This is a genomic window from Pontibacter actiniarum, assembly GCF_003585765.1.
Taxonomy (GTDB): Bacteria; Bacteroidota; Bacteroidia; order Cytophagales; family Hymenobacteraceae; genus Pontibacter; species Pontibacter actiniarum.
On sequence record NZ_CP021235.1, the window covers coordinates 3191928 to 3210965 of the forward strand.

Annotated in this window: 20 protein-coding genes; 8 read left to right on the plus strand and 12 right to left on the minus strand. The window is 56.5% G+C overall.

The window, feature by feature from the left end; all coding sequences use genetic code 11:
* Positions 1-14 precede the first annotated feature (14 nt).
* The 3 genes from CA264_RS13705 to CA264_RS13710 form a co-directional block, all read right to left on the minus strand.
* Positions 15-800, minus strand: coding sequence for a TIGR03915 family putative DNA repair protein (locus CA264_RS13705; RefSeq protein WP_036776204.1), 786 nt, complete (start codon positions 798-800; stop codon positions 15-17).
* Positions 801-806: 6 nt separating this feature from the next.
* Positions 807-938: a hypothetical protein gene (locus CA264_RS22385; RefSeq protein ID WP_257791723.1), complete on the minus strand. Its 132-nt coding sequence runs from the start codon at positions 936-938 to the stop codon at positions 807-809.
* Between the two features lie 96 nt (positions 939-1034).
* Entirely contained in the window at positions 1035-2300 is a 1266-nt protein-coding gene (locus tag CA264_RS13710; RefSeq protein WP_025607945.1) for a putative DNA modification/repair radical SAM protein, read from the minus strand.
* 299 nt (positions 2301-2599) lie between these two features.
* On the opposite strand from CA264_RS13710, the gene CA264_RS13715 reads away from it, so the two are divergent.
* The 7 genes from CA264_RS13715 to CA264_RS13745 all read left to right on the plus strand — a co-directional run bounded on the left by CA264_RS13715 (position 2600) and on the right by CA264_RS13745 (position 11069).
* Entirely contained in the window at positions 2600-4444 is a 1845-nt protein-coding gene (locus CA264_RS13715) for a BamA/TamA family outer membrane protein (protein ID WP_237151120.1), read from the plus strand.
* 70 nt (positions 4445-4514) lie between these two features.
* The gene (locus CA264_RS13720) at positions 4515-5117 is read left to right on the plus strand and encodes a Dps family protein (protein ID WP_025607948.1); all 603 of its coding nucleotides are present in this window, start codon (positions 4515-4517) and stop codon (positions 5115-5117) included.
* A gap of 368 nt (positions 5118-5485) precedes the next feature.
* A complete protein-coding gene (locus CA264_RS13725) occupies positions 5486-6328 on the plus strand; it encodes a CvfB family protein (RefSeq protein WP_025607949.1) in 843 nt (280 codons plus the stop codon).
* Between the two features lie 95 nt (positions 6329-6423).
* Positions 6424-8952, plus strand: a complete 2529-nt coding sequence (locus CA264_RS13730) for a DUF5916 domain-containing protein (protein WP_025607951.1) — start codon at positions 6424-6426, stop codon at positions 8950-8952.
* A gap of 12 nt (positions 8953-8964) precedes the next feature.
* The gene (locus CA264_RS13735; RefSeq protein ID WP_025607952.1) at positions 8965-9636 is read left to right on the plus strand and encodes an oxidoreductase; all 672 of its coding nucleotides are present in this window, start codon (positions 8965-8967) and stop codon (positions 9634-9636) included.
* A 41-nt stretch (positions 9637-9677) separates the two neighbouring features.
* Positions 9678-10463: an SAM-dependent methyltransferase gene (locus CA264_RS13740; protein ID WP_025607953.1), complete on the plus strand. Its 786-nt coding sequence runs from the start codon at positions 9678-9680 to the stop codon at positions 10461-10463.
* Between the two features lie 111 nt (positions 10464-10574).
* The gene (locus CA264_RS13745; RefSeq protein WP_025607954.1) at positions 10575-11069 is read left to right on the plus strand and encodes a hypothetical protein; all 495 of its coding nucleotides are present in this window, start codon (positions 10575-10577) and stop codon (positions 11067-11069) included.
* A gap of 106 nt (positions 11070-11175) precedes the next feature.
* Here the strand turns inward: CA264_RS13745 and CA264_RS22390 are convergent, their stop codons facing one another.
* From CA264_RS22390 to CA264_RS13765, 5 genes are all read right to left on the minus strand, one after another.
* Positions 11176-11301 (minus strand): hypothetical protein, encoded by a 126-nt coding sequence (locus CA264_RS22390; protein WP_257791724.1) that lies wholly within the window; start codon positions 11299-11301, stop codon positions 11176-11178.
* Between the two features lie 116 nt (positions 11302-11417).
* Positions 11418-12359, minus strand: coding sequence for a succinylglutamate desuccinylase/aspartoacylase family protein (locus CA264_RS13750; protein WP_025607955.1), 942 nt, complete (start codon positions 12357-12359; stop codon positions 11418-11420).
* Between the two features lies 1 nt (position 12360).
* On the minus strand, positions 12361-13266 hold the full coding sequence (rimK, locus tag CA264_RS13755) for a 30S ribosomal protein S6--L-glutamate ligase (RefSeq protein ID WP_025607956.1): 906 nt from the start codon (positions 13264-13266) through the stop codon (positions 12361-12363).
* Between the two features lie 8 nt (positions 13267-13274).
* A complete protein-coding gene (locus tag CA264_RS13760) occupies positions 13275-13757 on the minus strand; it encodes an ATP-dependent zinc protease family protein (RefSeq protein ID WP_025607957.1) in 483 nt (160 codons plus the stop codon).
* Positions 13758-13889: 132 nt separating this feature from the next.
* The gene (locus CA264_RS13765; protein ID WP_084196259.1) at positions 13890-15095 is read right to left on the minus strand and encodes a PQQ-dependent sugar dehydrogenase; all 1206 of its coding nucleotides are present in this window, start codon (positions 15093-15095) and stop codon (positions 13890-13892) included.
* Between the two features lie 134 nt (positions 15096-15229).
* Between CA264_RS13765 and CA264_RS13770 the strand changes: the two genes are divergently transcribed.
* Complete coding sequence (locus CA264_RS13770; protein WP_119570446.1) at positions 15230-15784, plus strand: hypothetical protein; 555 nt, start codon at positions 15230-15232, stop codon at positions 15782-15784.
* Between the two features lie 2 nt (positions 15785-15786).
* Here the strand turns inward: CA264_RS13770 and CA264_RS13775 are convergent, their stop codons facing one another.
* The 4 genes from CA264_RS13775 to cmk all read right to left on the minus strand — a co-directional run bounded on the left by CA264_RS13775 (position 15787) and on the right by cmk (position 18975).
* Positions 15787-16590 carry an alpha/beta fold hydrolase gene (locus CA264_RS13775; protein WP_025607962.1) on the minus strand — a complete coding sequence of 268 codons (804 nt, stop codon included), beginning with the start codon at positions 16588-16590 and terminating at the stop codon, positions 15787-15789.
* A 154-nt stretch (positions 16591-16744) separates the two neighbouring features.
* Entirely contained in the window at positions 16745-17287 is a 543-nt protein-coding gene (locus CA264_RS13780; protein ID WP_025607963.1) for a DUF502 domain-containing protein, read from the minus strand.
* A 78-nt stretch (positions 17288-17365) separates the two neighbouring features.
* Positions 17366-18259, minus strand: coding sequence for a 4-hydroxy-3-methylbut-2-enyl diphosphate reductase (locus tag CA264_RS13785; RefSeq protein ID WP_025607964.1), 894 nt, complete (start codon positions 18257-18259; stop codon positions 17366-17368).
* Positions 18260-18270: 11 nt separating this feature from the next.
* Complete coding sequence (gene cmk, locus CA264_RS13790; RefSeq protein WP_025607965.1) at positions 18271-18975, minus strand: (d)CMP kinase; 705 nt, start codon at positions 18973-18975, stop codon at positions 18271-18273.
* Positions 18976-19038: the final 63 nt, after the last annotated feature.

Sequence of the window (19038 nt, forward strand, 5' to 3'; positions counted from 1 at the left end):
TGCAGAAGAAGCTCTTACAGCAACTTGCGGGGCTGTTTTTCGGACAGGTATTTCCAGTAGCGCCTGGGCATGTGGCGTAAGTGCAGCTTTGGGTTCCTGCGTTCGGGTATAGTCACGTGGTCGAAGTACACCTGCCACAGCTGCCGGTACGTATCCTCCTCCGCGTGCCTGGCCTCGGTGGCCGGCACGCCCTGGCGCCGGTGCGGCGGCAACTCCATCTGCACCAGCGATACCTGCTGTAGGTCGTAATAGGCTCCGTAGCGGCGGCTGGTGTCGTAAATGGCCCAGCGCTGGTCGGCGTACCGCTTTTCGAAGTGCCGCACAATGAGCGGCAGCACGTTGAAGTCAGGCGTAACAGCGGCGTAGAAGAGGCCATCGGCTGTTTTCTCAAAGCGCACAAAGGCTTCCATCCGGTGCTTCTCACGGTGCACCTGCTTTGCCGCCTGCTGCACCTGCAGCACACACGGGGCCGCGTAGTTGCCCTCTATACTTTCGGAAGAGCCGAACACCAGCTTTACATAGGCAAAGACTGTTTGCTCAAACCCGGGCTGCTCCCACAGGTAGGTATAGTACAGCGCTTGCTGCGCCCCCACGCTCAGCTTCTTTTGCAGGCCCTGCCACACACGGGCGGCTTTCTCCTCATCGGTAACCACGGCAAGGTGCTGGCCAAACATACTTGGCTGCGCCAGGTGCTCCTGCTCTATGCTGGCGGGCCAGGCTTTTCGCTCATAAGCCTCAAACACCACCGTCAGCAGCCCTTCAAACGTGCCGTCGTAGGTGTAGTGGTACAGGGCGTTCATGCGGTGTTATTTACTGGTGTTGCGGGCCTTCTCGGTCGCGTCGGCCTTCATGCGGGCCGAGAGGCTCTGCAGCTGCGGCACCAGCATGTTCAGTTTGCAATAAAGCGACACGCGGGCTACTTTCTGGCTCTTTCTCATGACTAACACTTTCTTAGGTTGGATTAACTTGGAAGTATAACTTGGTATGGTTGATTTTTTCTTTCTCTCTCTCATGCTGCTTCCTTTCCCTCTTTACTACCCCACTTGCCGGAACAGGTCCAGCTGCTGCGTGAGCAATGCGCTCCGCACGGAGCCCTCGCCAAACAGTATCTTTCTCCGGATCGCCAGCGAATCGAAGTCCTGGCGCTGCAGGCTTTTGGTCTGGCAGGTAACAAAGTACTTTGCCCGCTTCAGCACCACGCCCATCTGCCGCAGGTGCTCAAAGTTGAGGGGGGCAAACCTTCTGGCCGACACAATCTTCTGTGCGCTCTTCACCCCGATCCCCGGCACCCGCAGGATCATCTCATAGTCCGCCGTGTTCAGCTCCACCGGGAAAACATGGCGGTTGCGCAGCGCCCAGCCTAGCTTCGGGTCGATGTCCAGGTCCAGGTGGGGGTGTAGCTCATCCACGATTTCCTTTGCGTCGAACCCGTAGAAGCGCATGAGCCAGTCGGCCTGGTAAATGCGGTTCTCCCGGATAATGGGCGGCTCCGTGATGATGGGCAGGCGACTGTCGCTGCTCACCGGCACATAGCCAGAGTAGTACACGCGCTTCAGGCTGTAATCTTTGTAGAGCTGGCTCGAGAGCTGCAGGATCTGGTGATCGTTCTCCGCCGAGGCGCCCACAATCAGCTGCGTGCTTTGCCCTGCCGGCGCAAAGGCAGGCGCGGACTTAAACAGCTTCTTCTCTTCCTTTGCCTGTGCCAGCTGCTGCCTGATGCTTCCCATCGGCTCCAGCACCTCTTTATAGTTCTTCTCCGGCGCCAGCTGCTGCAGGCTTGCCTCGGAAGGCAGTTCTATGTTCACGCTCAACCTGTCGGCATACAGCCCCGCCTCCTTTATCAGCTCCTCGCTGGCCCCGGGTATGGTTTTCAGGTGTATGTAACCGTTGAACTTATGCTCCTGCCGCAGCTGCTTCGCTACCCGCACCAGCCGCTCCATGGTATAGTCGGCATTTTTGAAGATGCCCGAGCTCAGGAACAGCCCCTCAATGTAGTTGCGGCGGTAAAAGTTGATCGTCAGGTCCACCACCTCCTGCACTGTGAAGGCCGCGCGCTGCACATCGTTGCTCTTCCGGGTTACACAGTAGGCGCAGTCGAAAATACAGTGGTTGGTCAGCAAGATCTTCAGCAGCGACACGCAACGGCCATCCTCTGTATAGCTGTGGCAGATGCCCATCCCCTCGGAGTTGCCCAGCCCCTTGTTCTCGTTCTTGCGCTTTCCACCGCTCGAAGAGCAGGAAACATCATACTTGGCAGCATCTGCTAATATCTTTAGTTTCTCTACTACTCTACTATCCATTTTGCTGGGTTACTGAACTTTCAACGGTTTAAAGATACGGCCACCTCCGCAATAAACCCAATATATTTAGCATTATTTTATCCACACCTTTATCTACACCTGTTGATAAACTAAAATAGTTAGCAACCCGCCCCGTGCGTGTACTTGCACAGAAGCAACCTCCTGCGCCTGCTGGCACTATTTTAGTAGGGGTAGCATATCGTTTCTGCAATCAGAAAGCGTTATATTAGGAGGCTCATTGATTGCCTTTTTTGCGTATACCTATACTTATGCCTCATTCACCCTTCACGTTTCGCTGTTTGCCATTGGCTTGCCTGCTGTGCATGCTGCTGCTCAACATAGGGGTGTGCCAGGCGCAGGTGCAGGACTCCACCCAGACCGACTCCACAAAGCAGAACTTCAACACGCGTGTAATCGAGAACCTGAAGGAGTTGTCAAAGCGCAAGACCATTATGGGGAAGCTCATGAAGGCACTGCTCGACTTTGACCGGGCAGATGAGGAGGTGTATGGCCTGGATGCGGAGTTGATCCGAAAGGAGTATGAAAAGCACAACTATAAAATCGTGCGCCGCATCGATATCCTGACACTGGACGTTTTCGGCTACTCCATCAACGATACCTCCAAGGTGCCGGACACGTTTCTTGAGAAGGCCGGCAACTCGCTACACGTGAAGACTGGCCGCGGCCTGATCCGCAACAAGCTGCTCTTTGAGAAGATGAAGCCTCTGGAGCCGCTGGCCCTGGTGGAGTCTGAGCGATTGCTGCGCCAGACCAAGTACCTGCTCGATGCCCGAATCATCGTAAACGAGGAGACCACCACCAACGATAGCGTGGATGTGTTCGTGGTCACCAAAGACATCTTCAGCCTGGGCGGCTCCGGTTCCTATTCCCCCTCCTCCGGGCGGGGGCGCGTTACGCTGCGTGAGCTCAACTTCCTGGGGCAGGGCCACCAGATAGAAGGCTCTTACAAGTTTAACATGGACCGGCCGCGGCCCTGGGAGGCAGCGGCCTACTACACCGTTGAAAACATCGGCAAAACCTACGTCTCCGCGGACCTGGCTTATGTGGATGAAAACTACTACAAGGAGAAAAGCCTTTTCCTGCGCCGTGACTTCTTCTCCCTGAACACCAAGTACGCCGGCGCGGTAGGGGCCAGCTGGATCGATGAGCGCATTTTGCTGCCCTCCACACCCGAGGACACAGCCGCCCGCTTCGGCAATGTGAGCTACACCCGGCAGGATGCCTGGCTCGGCCGCGCCCTCAAGTTCAAGAGCTATAACCTGGGTTATGACTCGCGGGGGCGGGTTATACTTGGCGCCCGGGTCATTAACACCAATTACACCACTACTCCTACAGGCAACTTTCAGGACAACACCCTGATGCTCGGCAGCGTGGGCTACAGCATCCGAAAGTACTACAAGGACAGGTTTATCTTCGGCTTTGGCCGCACGGAGGACATCCCCGTGGGCACCCTGTTTACGGTAACCGGCGGCTACCAGGACGGCAGCATCTGGGACCGCAAGTACTTTAGCACCTCCCTCTCCTTTGCCAAGTACGGCACGAACTTCGGGTATCTGTACGGCAAGGCCGGCTACGGCTCCTACATCCGGGACGACCGCTGGGAGCAGGGCGTACTCGACGTTGAGACAATGTACATCACCAAACTGTCTGAGAGGGGCAACTGGAAACTGCGCCACTACCTCCTGGGCCGCGGCACCATCGGCATCGACCGCCACCCCGAGGAGCTTCTCTCCATTAACGACGACAGCGGCGTCCGGGGCTTCCGGTCTGACCTGGTCCGGGGTACGCGCCGCATCACGTTCAACTACGAGGCGAACCTTTACACGCCGCTTTCGCTGCTCGGCTTCCGCCTGGCCACCTTTGTGTTTGCCGATGTGGCCTGGCTCTCTACCGGCAACCAGAGCTCCCCCTTCAAAGAGTCGCCTTACCGCAGCTACGGGGTTGGCTTCCGGCTCCGGAACGAGTTCCTCTCGTTCAGCACCATTCAGATTACCCTGAGCTACTACCCCAAGCTCCCCCCCAACGACAACCTGCGCGACTTCAGAATTTACGAGTCATCGGCCACCCACTACGACCTGCGCGACTTCCAGTTTAACCGCCCCGGCGTGGCAGACTTTTACTAGTTCTTCGTATCCTTTTGGGAGGTTCACCTGTTAGAGGGTAGAGATTAACCAAACGGACACAAAGACTGCTATGAAAAAAGTAAGAGAGAAAAACGAATATGAGGGGAATCCGGTAGGGCTGTCGAAAGACACGGCAACGGCCATGGCCAAAGAGCTGGACCGCCACCTGGCTTCCTTTATTGTGCTATACCACCAATACCATAAACACCACTGGCTGGTGGAGGGGCCGCAGTTCCGCGACCTGCACCTGTTTTTTGAAGAGCACTACAACGAGCTGCACGCGCAGTACGACGCCATTGCCGAGCGCCTGACGGTTATGGGCTACTGCCCTACCTGCCACCCGGCCAACCAGCTGAAGATCGCTTACCTGGAGCACGAGGAGGAGGGCGAGTTCCGCATCCGCGAGATGCTGGAAAAGGACATGGACGATGAGAAAACCATTGCCGTGGAGCTGCGCAAGTCAATCAAAAAGGCTCTGGAGCATGAGGACTTCGCGACCAAATCACTGCTGGAAGGCATTTTGCTGAAAACCGAGGACCGCTGCCACCACATCGAGCACTTCCTCGGCGAAGACGGCCTTTCGATTGGCCTGATCGCAAAGCCAAGTGACATTATGGAAGACGGAGAGGCAGAAGACGCCAAAGCCAAGGCGAAGAAGAAAGCGAAAGCGTAACACGCTCCGCCTAAGTATACCGTAGAACCCCGGTGGCCCTGGCTACCGGGGTTTTGCTTTTTCTTCGGTCCCTTCCGAGTAGATAGGGCTTACCGCCGCCGCTGCAACTGTTTTCCCAATGCTGAGCAGGCCAGCAGCGCCAGACCGGGCGGCGCAGTCTATTGCTGCTCCGGCACTGCCTGCACTGGCCCGGCCAGTTCCGAACGCACGAACACCCCTCACTCCGCTCGTGCCCCCGGCATTCCCGGTAAAACATAAGCTATTCCCTATTTATCTACTGTTACAACTTTTAAGCACGCGCTCTTTTTATTAGATTTGTAGAAGGAGTGCAGCCTCTGCACTTTACATCTCTTAACCACAAGTATAACATGGTAGATTTAGGCAATTACAACGAGCTGGAGATAGCCCGTGAGGTAGACTTTGGCGTTTACCTCACCTCAGACGACGGAGACATTCTGTTGCCGGGCAAGTATTTACCCGAAGGCGCAAAGGTAGGCGACAAACTGCGCGTTTTCGTGTACCGCGACTCCGAAGACCGCATGATCGCCACTACCCTGGAGCCCTACGCCACCATCAACGAGTTCGCCTGCCTCACCTGCACCGACGAAACGCCCTTCGGCGCCTTTCTGGACTGGGGCCTGGAAAAGGACCTGCTGGTGCCGCTCAACAACCAGAAAAACAAAATGCAGGTAGGCCGCAAGTACTGCGTGTACGTGTACCTGGACGAGAGCTCTGACCGTGTAGTAGCCACCTCCAAGCTGGGGAAATACCTGCACAACGAAGACATCAAGCTAAGTGAGGGAGACGAGGTGCAGCTATTGGTGGCCGGCCTTACCGATATCGGCATGAAGGTTATCATCAACGGCGAGTACATGGGCATCCTCTATAAAAACGAAGTGTTCCAGGACCTGCGCATCGGCGATAAAACCACAGGCTATATCAAGCTTATCCGCCCTGACAACAAGATTGACGTAACGCTGCGCAAGCCGGGCATTAACCAGAAGGAGGAGAAAGACGAAGCCGCAGACAAAATCATGCGCTCGCTGGAGCAGGGCAGCGGCTGGATGCCCCTCTCGGACAGCAGCTCGCCCGAAGACATTTACCAGACGCTGGGCATGAGCAAGAAAACGTTCAAACGCGCTATCGGCAGCCTGTATAAAGCCGGCAAGATCTCAATTGAGCCGGACAGCATCAGGCTGAAGAAGAGTTAACCGCTCCAGCCGCCGCCCCAGCCACCCCTACGACACCTTATACCGAACCATCTCACCTTAAACAAGCAGCCCCTAAGTAAGGGCTGCTACAGCGTATGCTTACTAGACTATTACCTTTTGCGCTTATACTTAGCCTGTGCGCCGGAGGCGCACAGGCTAACGGAAACGACGACACAGAAGCAGAGAAGAACAAGCGAAACAAGACCACTAAAGTGGCACGCACACGGGCCGTGCCAAAGCTGGATGGGCACCTGGAGCCTGAGGTGTGGCACCAGGTGCAGCCGGCAAAGAACTTCTACCGCTACGACCCGCTCAACGGCAAGCCCTCGTCTCAGCAGACGGAGGTGTTCATGCTTTACGACAATGATGCCGTCTACATCGGGGCCGTCCTGCACGACACCGCTCCCGACTCTGTACTGACGCAGCTGGGCCAGCGCGACTCCGGCGAAAACAACTCCGATATGTTCGGTGTGTACCTCGATACCTACAACGACAAGCAGAACGCCTTTGCCTTTCTGGTGTCGGCGGCCGGGGTGCAGACGGACATCAAGTACTCGCAGGGCCGCGAAGACTGGAACTGGGACGCCGTGTGGGAAAGCAGCGTGCGCAAGCACGATGGCGGCTGGACGGTAGAGCTGCGCATTCCCTACGGCGCGATCCGCTTCCCCAAGGCAGAGGTGCAGACGTGGGGCGTTAATTACATGCGCGTTATCCGCAGAAGCCGCGAAAAGTCTTTCTGGAGCCATGTAGATAATTCGGTGGAAGGCCTGATAAACCAGGGAGGCCGCGTTATCGGCATCGACGGAATTGAGTCGCCGGTGCGGCTGCAGTTTATGCCTTATGTGTCGGGCTACGTAAACCACTCCCCGAACCAGGACAGCGAGAGCGACCGGAAGGCCTTCAGCCACTCTATTAACGGGGGCATGGATGTAAAGTACGGCATCAACGACGCCTTTACCCTGGATGTAACCCTGATCCCTGACTTTGGGCAGACGCAGTCGGACAACCAGGTGCTGAACCTGGGGCCCTTTGAGGTGAAGTACAGCGAGAACCGCCAGTTCTTTACCGAGGGCACGGAGCTCTTTAACAAAGCGGGCCTGTTTTACTCCCGCCGCATCGGGGCCAGCCCTGTAGGCTATGACGCGGTGGAGGATCAGCTGCAGGGCCGTGAAGGCATCAGCAAAAACCCGGTGGAGACACAGCTGCTGAATGCCGCCAAGGTATCGGGCAGGACGCGCCGCGGCTTGGGTGTAGGCCTGTTTAACGCTTTTACCGGCAGCACCTACGCTACCGTGCAGGACTCCACCACCGGGGCCACCCGTGAGATACTCACGGACCCGTTCACGAACTACAGCGTGTTTGTGCTGGACCAAACGCTGCCGCGCAACTCCTACCTCACCTTTACCAACACCAACGTAACCCGTGCCAGTGGCTTTTACGATGCCAACGTGAGCGGCCTGCGCATGCGCTTTGCCGATAAGCGCAACCTCTTTGCCCTGACTGCCGGGGGCAACCTGAGCCAACTCTACGGCAAAGACGTGGACGACGACCCGGCAACGGACGACGGCGTTACGCTGGGCCACCAGTATTTCATAAACCTGAACAAGATTAGCGGCAACCTGCAGTACGGCCTTAACCACAGCGTAGAGTCCGACACCTACGACATTAACGACCTGGGCTTTATCAGCAATAACAACGAGATGTACACCAGCGCCAGCGTGAGCTACAAGTTCTACCAGCCCATCTGGAAGTTCCTGTCATGGAGCAACAGCCTGAGCGTGGGGCACAGCATGCTGTACGAGCCGAGCGAGTTTGTCGCCCTGGACCTGAGCGCCAGCACCAACGTCCGCTTCCGCAACTTCCTGAGCGCCTACCTGAACCTAAGCGTGCGCCCCGGCGACAGGTACGATTATTTTGAGGCGCGCGCCTTCCCGCAGGTGTTTGTGCGCCCGCCGGCCCACGACGCCAACGTGGGCATCAGCACCGACTACCGCAAACGCCTCGCCCTGGACGCCTCCACGGGCTTCTGGCGCTCCCGCCGCTACGACCAGACCAGTTGGTGGCTTAACTTCTCCCCGCGCTTCCGCGTGAACGACAAGTTCTCGATTGTGAACGGCAACAGCTACGAGATTGAGCGGCACAACATTGGCTACGCCGACAAGTATGAAGATGCGGCCCTGAACAAGCGCATCCTCTTCGGCGACCGCACCCTCACCACCTTAAGCACCACCATCAGCAGTGCCTATATCTTTAACGAGCGCTCCGGGCTCACGCTGAACATGCGCCACTACTGGTCCAGGGCGGCTTACCAGAAATTCTACGAGCTGACGAAGGAGGGCTTGCTGAGCGCCACCACAGCCGAGCAGAACGCCTACACCTCCGGGATAGAAGACATCAACTACAACACCTTTACCATGGACCTGGTGTACAGCTGGCGCTTTGCCCCGGGCAGCGAGCTGCGTGTCGTGTGGAAGAACTTTATTGAGGACAAGAGCAGCGAGATTGAAGACCGCTACTTCGATAATATGTCCAGGACCTTTGCGGTGCCGCAGAACAATAATTTCTCCGTAAAGCTGCTATATTTTATAGACTATATATCGCTGAAGAACGTATTTTCTGCATAAGCTAATTCACTTATGCAAAAAGTAAGAACCGCATTGATAGCCGGAGCCAGCGGGCTGGTAGGCGGGCACCTGCTCAGCCTACTGCTCAAGAGCGAACGCTATAGCCAAGTTATCTCCATCGGGCGCCACGAACTGCCGCTGATCCACCCTAAGCTGGACCAGCAGGTAATCGACTTTGACAAAATGCGGGGTTACGCCGCCGACCTGACCGCAGACGATGTTTTCTGCTGCCTGGGCACCACCATTAAGAAGGCAGGGTCCAAAGAGAACTTCTACAAAGTAGACCACACGTATGTGGTGCAGTTAGCCGAGATAACTGCCCAGCGGGGAGCCGTGCAGTTCCTGGTCGTTTCGGCGATGGGTGCCGATACCGGCTCGATGTTCTTCTACAACAAAACCAAAGGCGAGATGGAGCGCGATGTACAGCAGCAGCCTTTTAACGCCCTCCATTTTTTCCGTCCGTCGCTGCTGCTCGGGGAGCGCGAGGAGCACCGGGGCGGTGAGGAGTTCGCTTCCAAAGTGATGAAACCACTGAGCGGGCTCATGGTCGGGCCGCTGGAAAAGTATAAGCCCATAGAGGCCGAGACGGTGGCCAAGGCCATGCTGCAGGCGGCCAGGGAGGAGAAGCCAGGCAGGCATATCCACCTCTCCGATGACATTGCCCACGTAGGCGCCAAACTTTAGCCCCGGCCCCGCGTAAGCTGTTTTCAGGCAAATACCCGTTTATGGCCAAACAGCAACTACAACATGTTTTCCCGAAGGCACTGCAGTACGACCCGACGTGGGTGCGAAAGCACTCCATGGGCGAGAATGTGCTCTTCAACCTCGAAAGCCTCACCAAATCGCTGGAGCTGAGGCCGGGCATGCGTGTGCTGGACCTGGGCTGCGGCAAAGCCATTAGCTCTATCTTTCTGGCCCGGGAGTTCGGCGTAACGGTGTATGCCGTGGACGAGGCCGTATCGGCCAGCGGCAACTACCAGCGCATCTGCCACGCGGGCTGCGCAGACAAAGTGATTCCGTTGGAGGCCGATGCCCGCGCCTTGCCCTTTGCCGAGGAGTTTTTCGATGCCGTGATTGTGGTGGACTCCTATACCTATTTCGGCACCGACGAGAAGTACCTCCCCTACATCGCCCGCTTCATCAAGCCCGGCGGCTGCATCGCCATCGTGGACGTGTGCTTTACCCAGGAGGTAGAAACGCTGGAGCAGGTGCCGGACTTTCTGCGGCAGGACTACCAGCACTACTGGTACTTTATCCATAGTATAGCTTGGTGGCGCAGGCTCTGGGAGAAGACGGGGCTGGTGCAGATAGAGGCCGCCGAGGAGTTAGCCGAGGCCGACCTGGTGCGGGAACACTACATCCGGGACTACGAGCAGCAACAGGAGGAAGACCCGTTCGCCAAAGCGCTGCAGCTTGACCAGCAAGGCTTTATCTCTTTCTTTAAACTGATAGGCCGCCGCACCCGAAAATCGGCGTACCTGCAAGACTACAAAGCCGAGGGTAAAAAGTAGCGGGCGGCGCACAATAATGCTTCATGTCTGCGTTAGAACTTGTAATTTCGCGGCGGCTGTGGCAGTCATACCTATCGCAGCCGACGAGGATCTTCCAACTTTACCAAAGAGATGAGAATTTTTACAAAATTGACTTTTGCGCTGGCGCTTATACTTTTTGCGGCCATCGGCGCACAGGCCCAAAGTGGCTACACAACAGGTATCGGCTTGCGAGGAGGAGCAGCTTCTGGCCTTACCGTAAAGCATTTTATTAAAAGCGATGCCGCCATTGAGGGTATCCTGAGCACCAGCTTTAAGTACAGAGGCACCGTGATTACGGTACTGTACGAGAAGCACGCGCAGGCTTTTGATACGCGCGGCTTGCAGTGGTACTATGGCCTTGGTGGCCACGTCGGCTTCTGGGACGGCCACGACTACTATGACGATCACCACCACAAGCACTACGATGATGACGTGTTTGGTGTGGGTATTGATGGTGTGCTGGGCCTGGAGTACTACATCCGCGACATTCCGTTCACGATCGGAGCCGACATTAAGCCGTACTTCAACATACCGCGCGGCGGCGGTTTCTGGGATACGGCCCTGCACGTACGCTACGTGTTTTAAGTAGGACCTAAGCCTGTTTAAAGCCTCTAAAACCAGAAGGGCCAGCTAAGTGTAGCTGGCCCTTCTGGTTTTAGAGGCTTTACGAGTAAAAATCAGGGAGTGCACTTTACAACAGCTTTGCGATGGTTTCTCCTACCAGCAACCCTGTACCGAAAAGGGCCAGCAAAACGGCTAACTGCGCCAGCAAAGGCAACCTTACTTTGCCACCGCTACTACGCTTCTGAAATTTCATACTCATGGCCTTTTACAGTTGTTACCGGGTGCTTTTTCATACACCGCCGCTACGTACTACCCTGAACACTAAACAAGTATAAAGCGGCACATTTTAAAAGGGGATAAAAGCAAAGGTTAAAACGAAATGTGCAGCAGCGCGTCGCCCTGGTTTACCACCGGCATGTTGTTAAGGCCGATGACATAGCCTGTGGCCGGTGCGTTCAGGCGTACCTCCATCTCCCCGTAAGGGTCTGTGATACTGCCAATGTGCTGGTTCTTCTTCACGTGCTCGCCGATACTGATGAACGTGCGCCACAGACCCGCGTTCTTGGCCCGCAGCCATATATCCTTCATGCAGACCACCGTAGGCTCCGTTGGCTCGTTAAAGTTGGCCATCATCCCCAGGTGGTGCAGCACGCGGCAGGTACCCTCTATCCCCAGGTTAATGCCCTTCTCATCAAAGCGCAGCGACTCACCGGTTTCATACACTAGTATGGACTTGCCCAGCTTGCCGGCCTCCTTGCGCAGCGAGCCCTGCCGGTAAGGCGCATTCATGATAAACGGTGGCGCGAAGGCATTGGCCAGCTCGGCGTTCTTATGGTCGCTGAGCACACAGCGTATCTGCGGGTAATTGGCGCGGCTGGAGCCCCCGGTATGGAAATCCAGGCCGTAGTCCACGTAAGGCAGTACCTCTTTCATAAAGCGGTGGGCCACACGGCTGGCCAGTGACCCGTCGCGGTTGCCCGGGAAGCTGCGGTTGACGTCCTTGCCGTCCGGCACCTCCCGGGAGAAATTCAGGAAGCCATAGATGTTGAGCACCGGCACGGCAATGATAGTACCCTTAAGCGGGTAAAGCATCTTCTTGGAAAGCATGCGCCGAATAATCTCGGTGCCGTTCACTTCGTCGCCATGCATGCCGGCCATCAGCAGGACCACCGGCCCATCGTGCACCGAGCGGAAAACATACACGGGTATTTCAATGACGGTGCCGCTTGGCAGCTTGCTGATCACCAGCTTTGTCAGCACCTTCTCTCCACGGTCTATACTTCTACCGTTGATAACAATGGTTTCGGGCATGCTACTCGCTCACTTTCTTCTTAGAGTTCTTCTTCACGGGCAGGCTCTCCACATATTCTATAATCTTACCTGCCAGGTCCTTTTGCGTGGCTTTCTCGATGCCCTCCAGGCCCGGCGAGGAGTTTACCTCCAGTATCAGCGGGCCGCGTTTCGACTGCAGCAGGTCCACGCCGGCAATGCCGAGGCCCAGCGACTTGGCCGCCAGCAGGGCGGCCGCTTTCTCCTGGCGGCTCAGTTTAATGAGCTGGGCTTTGCCACCACGGTGCAGGTTGGAGCGGAACTCGCCCTCCTTGCCCTGTCGCTTCATGGCACCTACCACCTCTCCGTTCACCACAAAGGCACGGATATCGGCTCCACCGGCCTCAGAGATAAACTCCTGCACGATAATGCGCGCCTTCAGGTTGTGGAAAGCCTCTATCACCGACTCGGCGGCTTTGCGGGTTTCCGCCAGCACCACACCCAGCCCCTGGGTGCCCTCCAGCAGCTTGATCACCAGCGGCGCACCGCCTACTTCCTTCACCAGCTCCGATGTTTCTTTGGAGTAGTTGGTAAAGGCTGTCTTGGGCATCCCCAGCCCGGCACGCCCCAGTATCTGCAGCGAGCGCAGCTTATCGCGGGAGCGTACGATGGCCTGTGAGTCTACGGCGCTTCGCACCTTCATCATCTCGAACTGGCGCACCACGGCCGTGCCGTAAAAGGTAACGGAGGCACCAATACGCGGAATGATCGCATCAATATCGTTCAGGCGTTCGCCCTTGTACAGGATGTGCGGGTCGCCCTGCTCGATCACAAGGTCGCAACGCAGGTGGTCCAGAACTACAGCCTCGTGCCCCCGCTGTTCCGCCGCCTCCACCAACCGGCGGGTGGAGTACAGCTTGGGGTTGCGGGAGAGAATAGCAATCTTCATAAATGCTTTTATTTCTGTTTGTGTTTGATCTTATACTTGTGCGCCAGGTTCTTCTTGGCCACATCCACCACAAAACGGCCTTTGAGCAGCTTGCGGCCCAGCAAAACCGGGTACTTCATGTCGCTGCGGTCCGATAGCGAGAACTCCGCCTCAATCTCCGCCTCAAAAAGCTTGATCCTGGTCCTGATAACGAAGCGCTCCTGCTTTTCGCCATTGGAGCTTTTAATTTCACGCAGGTCATACTCGGTAAACTCCAGCTTCTTGTGGTTATACTGCGGGTGCGACGGGTCCAGCAGGTCCAGGCAGATCACCTTGCTCCCGTCCGGGCGCAGCTCCTCATGTATGTCAGAGCAATGGATGGCCGATGTAAAGGCGCCTGTGTCTATCTTCGCCTCTATTTCCTCTATGTCCAGCTCCGGAAAGGAGACCAGCTCCCGCCGCCCGATCAGCAGCTTTTCCGGCTTGGGTTTGTTTGTTTTTTCCTCTCTCATCAGCGGCTAAAGATAGAGTAATAATTACGAACTCAGCATGCGCGAGCATGAATAAAGAAAGTATAAACGGGGCTTTTTGGTTCACTCCGGCGGCAATTTATACTTGTCTCCGCTTCTTCTCTGGCAAGGGTGCTACTGCGCGTACGTAATGCGGTAAATGGCATTGTTCTTATCGTCTGACACCAGCAGCGAGCCGTCGTCCATCACCAGCACGTCCACCGGCCGGCCCCAGTCCTCCTCGCCCTGCAGCCACCCTTCGGCAAAAGGCTTGTAGCCCGTTACGTTGCCGCTGCCATCGGTTGTGGCCAGCATAACACGGTAACCGATTTTCTGGGAGCGGTTCCAGGAGCCGTGCTCCGCCACGAAGATATCGTTCTTGTACTCCTGCGGAAACATACTGCCCGTGTAGAACTTCATGCCCAGGGAGGCCGCGTGCGGGTTCAGCTTTTGCACAGGGGCCACAAACTCACTGCAATCGCGCTGCTTGCCAAACTCAGGGTCGGCAATCTCACCGGCGTGGCAGTAAGGGTAGCCAAAGTGCTGGCCCTTCTCCGTCGCCCGGTTCAGCTCATCGGGCGGAAGGTTGTCGCCCAGCATATCGCGGCCGTTGTCGGTAAAGTACAGGTTGCCCGTTTCGGGGTTCCAGTCAAAGCCCACGGTGTTGCGCACGCCTTCGGCGTAGATCTCGAGGCCGGAGCCATCCGGGTTCATGCGGGTGATGCTGGCGTAGATCGGCTTCTCTGATTTGCAGATGTTGCAGGGCGCCCCCACCGGCACGTACAGTTTGTCGTCCGGGCCAAAGGCGATGTACTTCCAGCCGTGGTGCGCATCGCTCGGGAAGTCATCGTTCACCACCTCGTACTTGGGTTTGTTGCGGAACGCCTGCTCTATGTTCGGGTATTTGATCACGCGGTTGATCTCGGCCACGTACAGGTCACCGTTTCGGATGGCCACCCCGTTCGGGGAGTTCAGGCCGGAGGCCACCTCCACTACTTCATCGGCTTTGCCATCGTTGTTCTGGTCAACCACCGCAAACACCTTGTCGTTGCTGCGGGTGCCCACAAACAGTATCCCGGACTCGCTCATGGCCATGGAGCGGGCGTTTTCCACGTCTTTGGCATAGTAGTCGATGCGGAAGCCCTCCGGCAGCTTTATACGCTGGAGGTCTTTATCGATAGGCCCTGTGGGCAAGTTTGCGCCAGTGCGCTCACCGGCGGCCTGCTCTGTTTCGGTTGGTCCTGTTTTGGTAGCGTCGTTGGCTGAGTTGTCAGAGGAACAGCCTGTGCTGATTGCCGTGAGGGTTATGCCAAGGCACAGCAGGCGCAATAGATCCTTCATTCTTGCGGTAGTTTTGATATAGTGGTTTAGGTTTAAGTACAGCGTGTGCAGCAGGCGCCGCACGGCCGCAGAATACTAAGGTACGTATACTCCTACGGAAGTACAATGTTTACGCAACAGGCAAAGCAGGCAGTATGGCAAAGCAAATGTGGTTTGGATGGACGATGGCACTAGCACTGGCCGCGCTGGCAACTGCCCCCGCCCTGGCCCAGGAGCCCGACTCTCTGGCCGTGCAGCGCCTGGCGCACAACAAGGTAGCCGGCGCTGAGAGCGCGGAAGCCCTGGCGCTGCTGCTGCACCAGGCCCTGCAGCGCACCAACTTCGACCCGGTGAGCCCGCACATGATCAGCAAGCAGGTATATGATAAAATGCTTTTGACGGGTGTTCTCCCTGTTCAGGAGGCGCTTGTGCTCTACACACCCGATGAGATGCAGTATGACTTTCAGAAAGGCTTCAGCCAGGTGGTGCGCGACGGCATAGCCCTGGAGGTAAGCTGGCCTGACACGCAGGTGAAAAGCGTGCTGACCGGCGTGCCCGCCTCCCCGCATCGCGTCGCCGTTCTCCCCGTAAGGCTCACCCTCACCTCCCCCGGCAGCTTGCCTTTTGTGGTACAGTTTAACGCTGCCCGCCTCGATGGCCGCTATTACTTCCTGCCGCCGCTGTTCATGCCCAACAAAGACCTGAACTGAGCTTAGCCCGACCGCTTCGCGTGCAGCATGTCCGCCACCTCCTGCAACAGGTGTGAGTGCCCCGTTTTCAGCATCACCAGCTCTCCCTGCTCCAGCGCATCCACAAACACGGCCACCCGCTTCGGCGAAATGATCTCGTCATACTCCCCCAGAAACATCAGCACCGGCACTTTGTGCTGGTTAAGCAGCGACACGATTCTGCGGATGTCAAAGTTCAGGTCGCGGAAGCCGATCCAGCTGCGGTACACGCGCAGGCGCTTCGGTGTGCTGTCCATCTGGTAATGGGCAAAGCGGAGCAGGCTCTTGTGCACTAAGTTATACTTGCTGAGCACCTGGAGCATTTTAAAAAACGGCTCCGGCTTCAGCACCGTCCGTTTAAAGAGCTGCTGCAGCCAGCCCGGGTAAGTGGCAATGTTGTACCAGAAGCTTGTTTTGATACCGTCCGGGGCAATCAGGAAGAGCTCCTGTATGCGCTGCGGCATCTGCTCCACCAGCGTCAGGGCGAACTTGCCGCCCATGCTGAAGCCCATCAGCGAGAAGCGCTCAATGCCCTGCTTTTCGAGGAAATGCGTTACAAAGGCTGCCAGAAACTCCTTGGTGAGCGGCATGTTGTGCTTGTGCAGGTGGCTCTGCCCGTGGTAGAACAGGTCGAAGGCATAGATCGTGTAGTCCTCGCCCAGCGCCTTTTCCATCGGCAGGTAATAGCTGCTGCTCTGCCCGTAGCCATGGAAAGCCAGCAGCACACGGCTGCCGCGCCCGATCACGCGGTAGTGCAGCTTAGACCTGTCGTGTAGGAGAAATGGCACTTTGTATAGAAGTATAGATGATGGTTAACGATGCACCGGCAAGGCTACCTATGCATATTACACATTATTCGGCATGCATACAAGCTGTCTGCCGCTTCAGCCTTCTACTTTTATAAAAATGGGCCGCCCCGGGAGAAGCGCCGCCGCGCCCGGCCTACAGCCTCGACACGCCACCGGACACAATGAACTTCATCACCTCCGAGCTCGGCAGGTCAAGGTACACCACGTTGCGCCTGGGCACCAGGAACAGTTCTCCGGAGAAGTTGTAGGAGTGCGGGAAGTATACGGCCACCTTATCCTCGATATTCAGCTGCAGCAGGGCATCCTGTGTCACAAAGCCGAGCTTGTGGTTGTCGGAGTCCTCTGCCATCTTCACCATGACCGGCTTGTTGAATTTTTGGTTATCGCCCACAAAGGCGTCAAAGAGGTCTTTAATGCTGGAGTAGATAATGCTCACGAGCGGCACCTTATGCAGCAGGCGCTCCGTTACCACCAGAAACGGCTTCACAAAGAAGGAGGAGCCGATAAAGCCGACAAGTGTCAGCAACACCACCATCAGCAGAATTCCCAAACCGGGTATGCCCAGGTCAAACATGCTGTCCAGCCAATCAATAATGCCCACCACAATAAAGATAGTGAGGGCGATAGGGGCAATAATGAGAAGTCCGTTTAGAAAGTAGCGGATAAGGGTTTTCATTGTATGTTGTGCATAAAAAAAGGCCTTGCCGAAGCAAAGCCTAAATTAGCAAAAGCTTTTATAGTATTTCGCTAATGTTTACACTTGCTCTGCCTCGAAGGCGGTTATACTTGTCGCGACCTGCTCCATCAGCCACATCGGCGTAGAGGTTGCCCCGCAAACACCCACACTGCTGGCGTTCGTGAACCACTCCTCCTGTAGTTCCTCCTCGCTTTCCACAAAGTAGCTGCTGGGGTTGTGCTGCTTACATACGCTATACAGGGCCTTTCCGTTGGAGCTTTTCTTCCCGCTCACAAACACAATCACGTCGTGCTCTGTGGAGAACCGGGCCAGCTGCGGCTCACGGTTAGACACCTGCCGGCAGATGCTGTCGTTGGCGTCAAACTCAGGCACCGCGGTGCTATCCTGGTTGGCTTGCTGCAGGCGCTCCTCTATCAGCGACTTGATGTGGTAAAAGCCCTTGGTGCTCTTGGTGGTCTGGCTGAAGAGCGTTACCGGGCGGGTAAAGTCGATCTTGTCCAGGTCTTCCTCCGTGGTTACAATAATGGCCTCGTCGCGTGTCTGCCCGGCCAAACCGATAACCTCGGCATGGCCAACCTGGCCGTAAATCACCACCTGCGCGTTGTCGGGCAAGCCTTTGTCAAACGCGTGCTTTACGCGGTTCTGCAGCTTCAGCACCACCGGGCAGGAGGCGTCGATCAGTTCGATGTTGTTCTCCAGCGCCAGCTTATAGGTTTCCGGCGGCTCGCCGTGGGCACGGATGAGCACCTTGCAATCGCGGAGCTCCTGCAGCTGCTCCCTGTCTATGATGCGCAGGCCCTTCTCGTAGAGGCGCTTCACCTCCATGCTGTTGTGCACGATATCTCCGAGGCAATACAGCTCTTCGCATCCCTCCATTTCGTCCTCGGCCATCTGTATGGCAAACTCCACACCGAAACAGTAGCCGGAGTTCTTGTCTATGGTTACGTTCATTTTCTCTCGCTTCAGTTCTGTTGTGCTGCAAACTCATTTTTCAGGAGCTGCGATGTCACGCGCTCCAGCACAAAATCCACCTGCTCATCTATGGTCATGTGCGTCGTGTCGAGCAGGTGCGCATCCTCGGCCTGGCGCAACGGGCTCTCGGCGCGCGTAGAGTCTATCAGGTCGCGCTTCAGCAGGTTGTCCCTGATCTCGTCCAGGTTCACCAGCTGCTTTTTCTCGAGCAGCTCGACCTGGCGCCGCTTGGTGCGCGTCTCCACATCGGCCGTCATAAAGACCTTCACCTCCGCATCCGGGAAAACAGCTGTGCCGATATCGCGTCCGTCCATCACCACGCCGCGCTTCTTGCCCATCTTCTGCTGCTGGGCTACCATGGCGCGCCGCACCTCCGGTATCACGCTCACTTCGCTTACCTGGTTAGAGACATACATCTTGCGTATCTCATCCTCCACGTTCAGGCCGTTCAGGTATACTTCGTTGCGCTTCTTCTTGGGGTTGTAGTGGAATTCAACGTCGATGCTATCCAGCGCCTCCCTGATTTCCCTGGGGTTAGTCAGCGACACATGGTGCTCCAGAAAATACAATGTAACCGCTCGGTACATGGCCCCGGTATCTATGTAAGCATAACCAAGATCGGCAGCCACAAGTTTGGCCGTGGTGCTTTTACCGCATGAGGAATACCCGTCGAGCGCGATTACAATTTTCTTCATAACAGGGAAGTCAAAAAAAGGATAACTTAATTGGAGTCGCAAGGGCAGGGCTGTGCGCCGCGC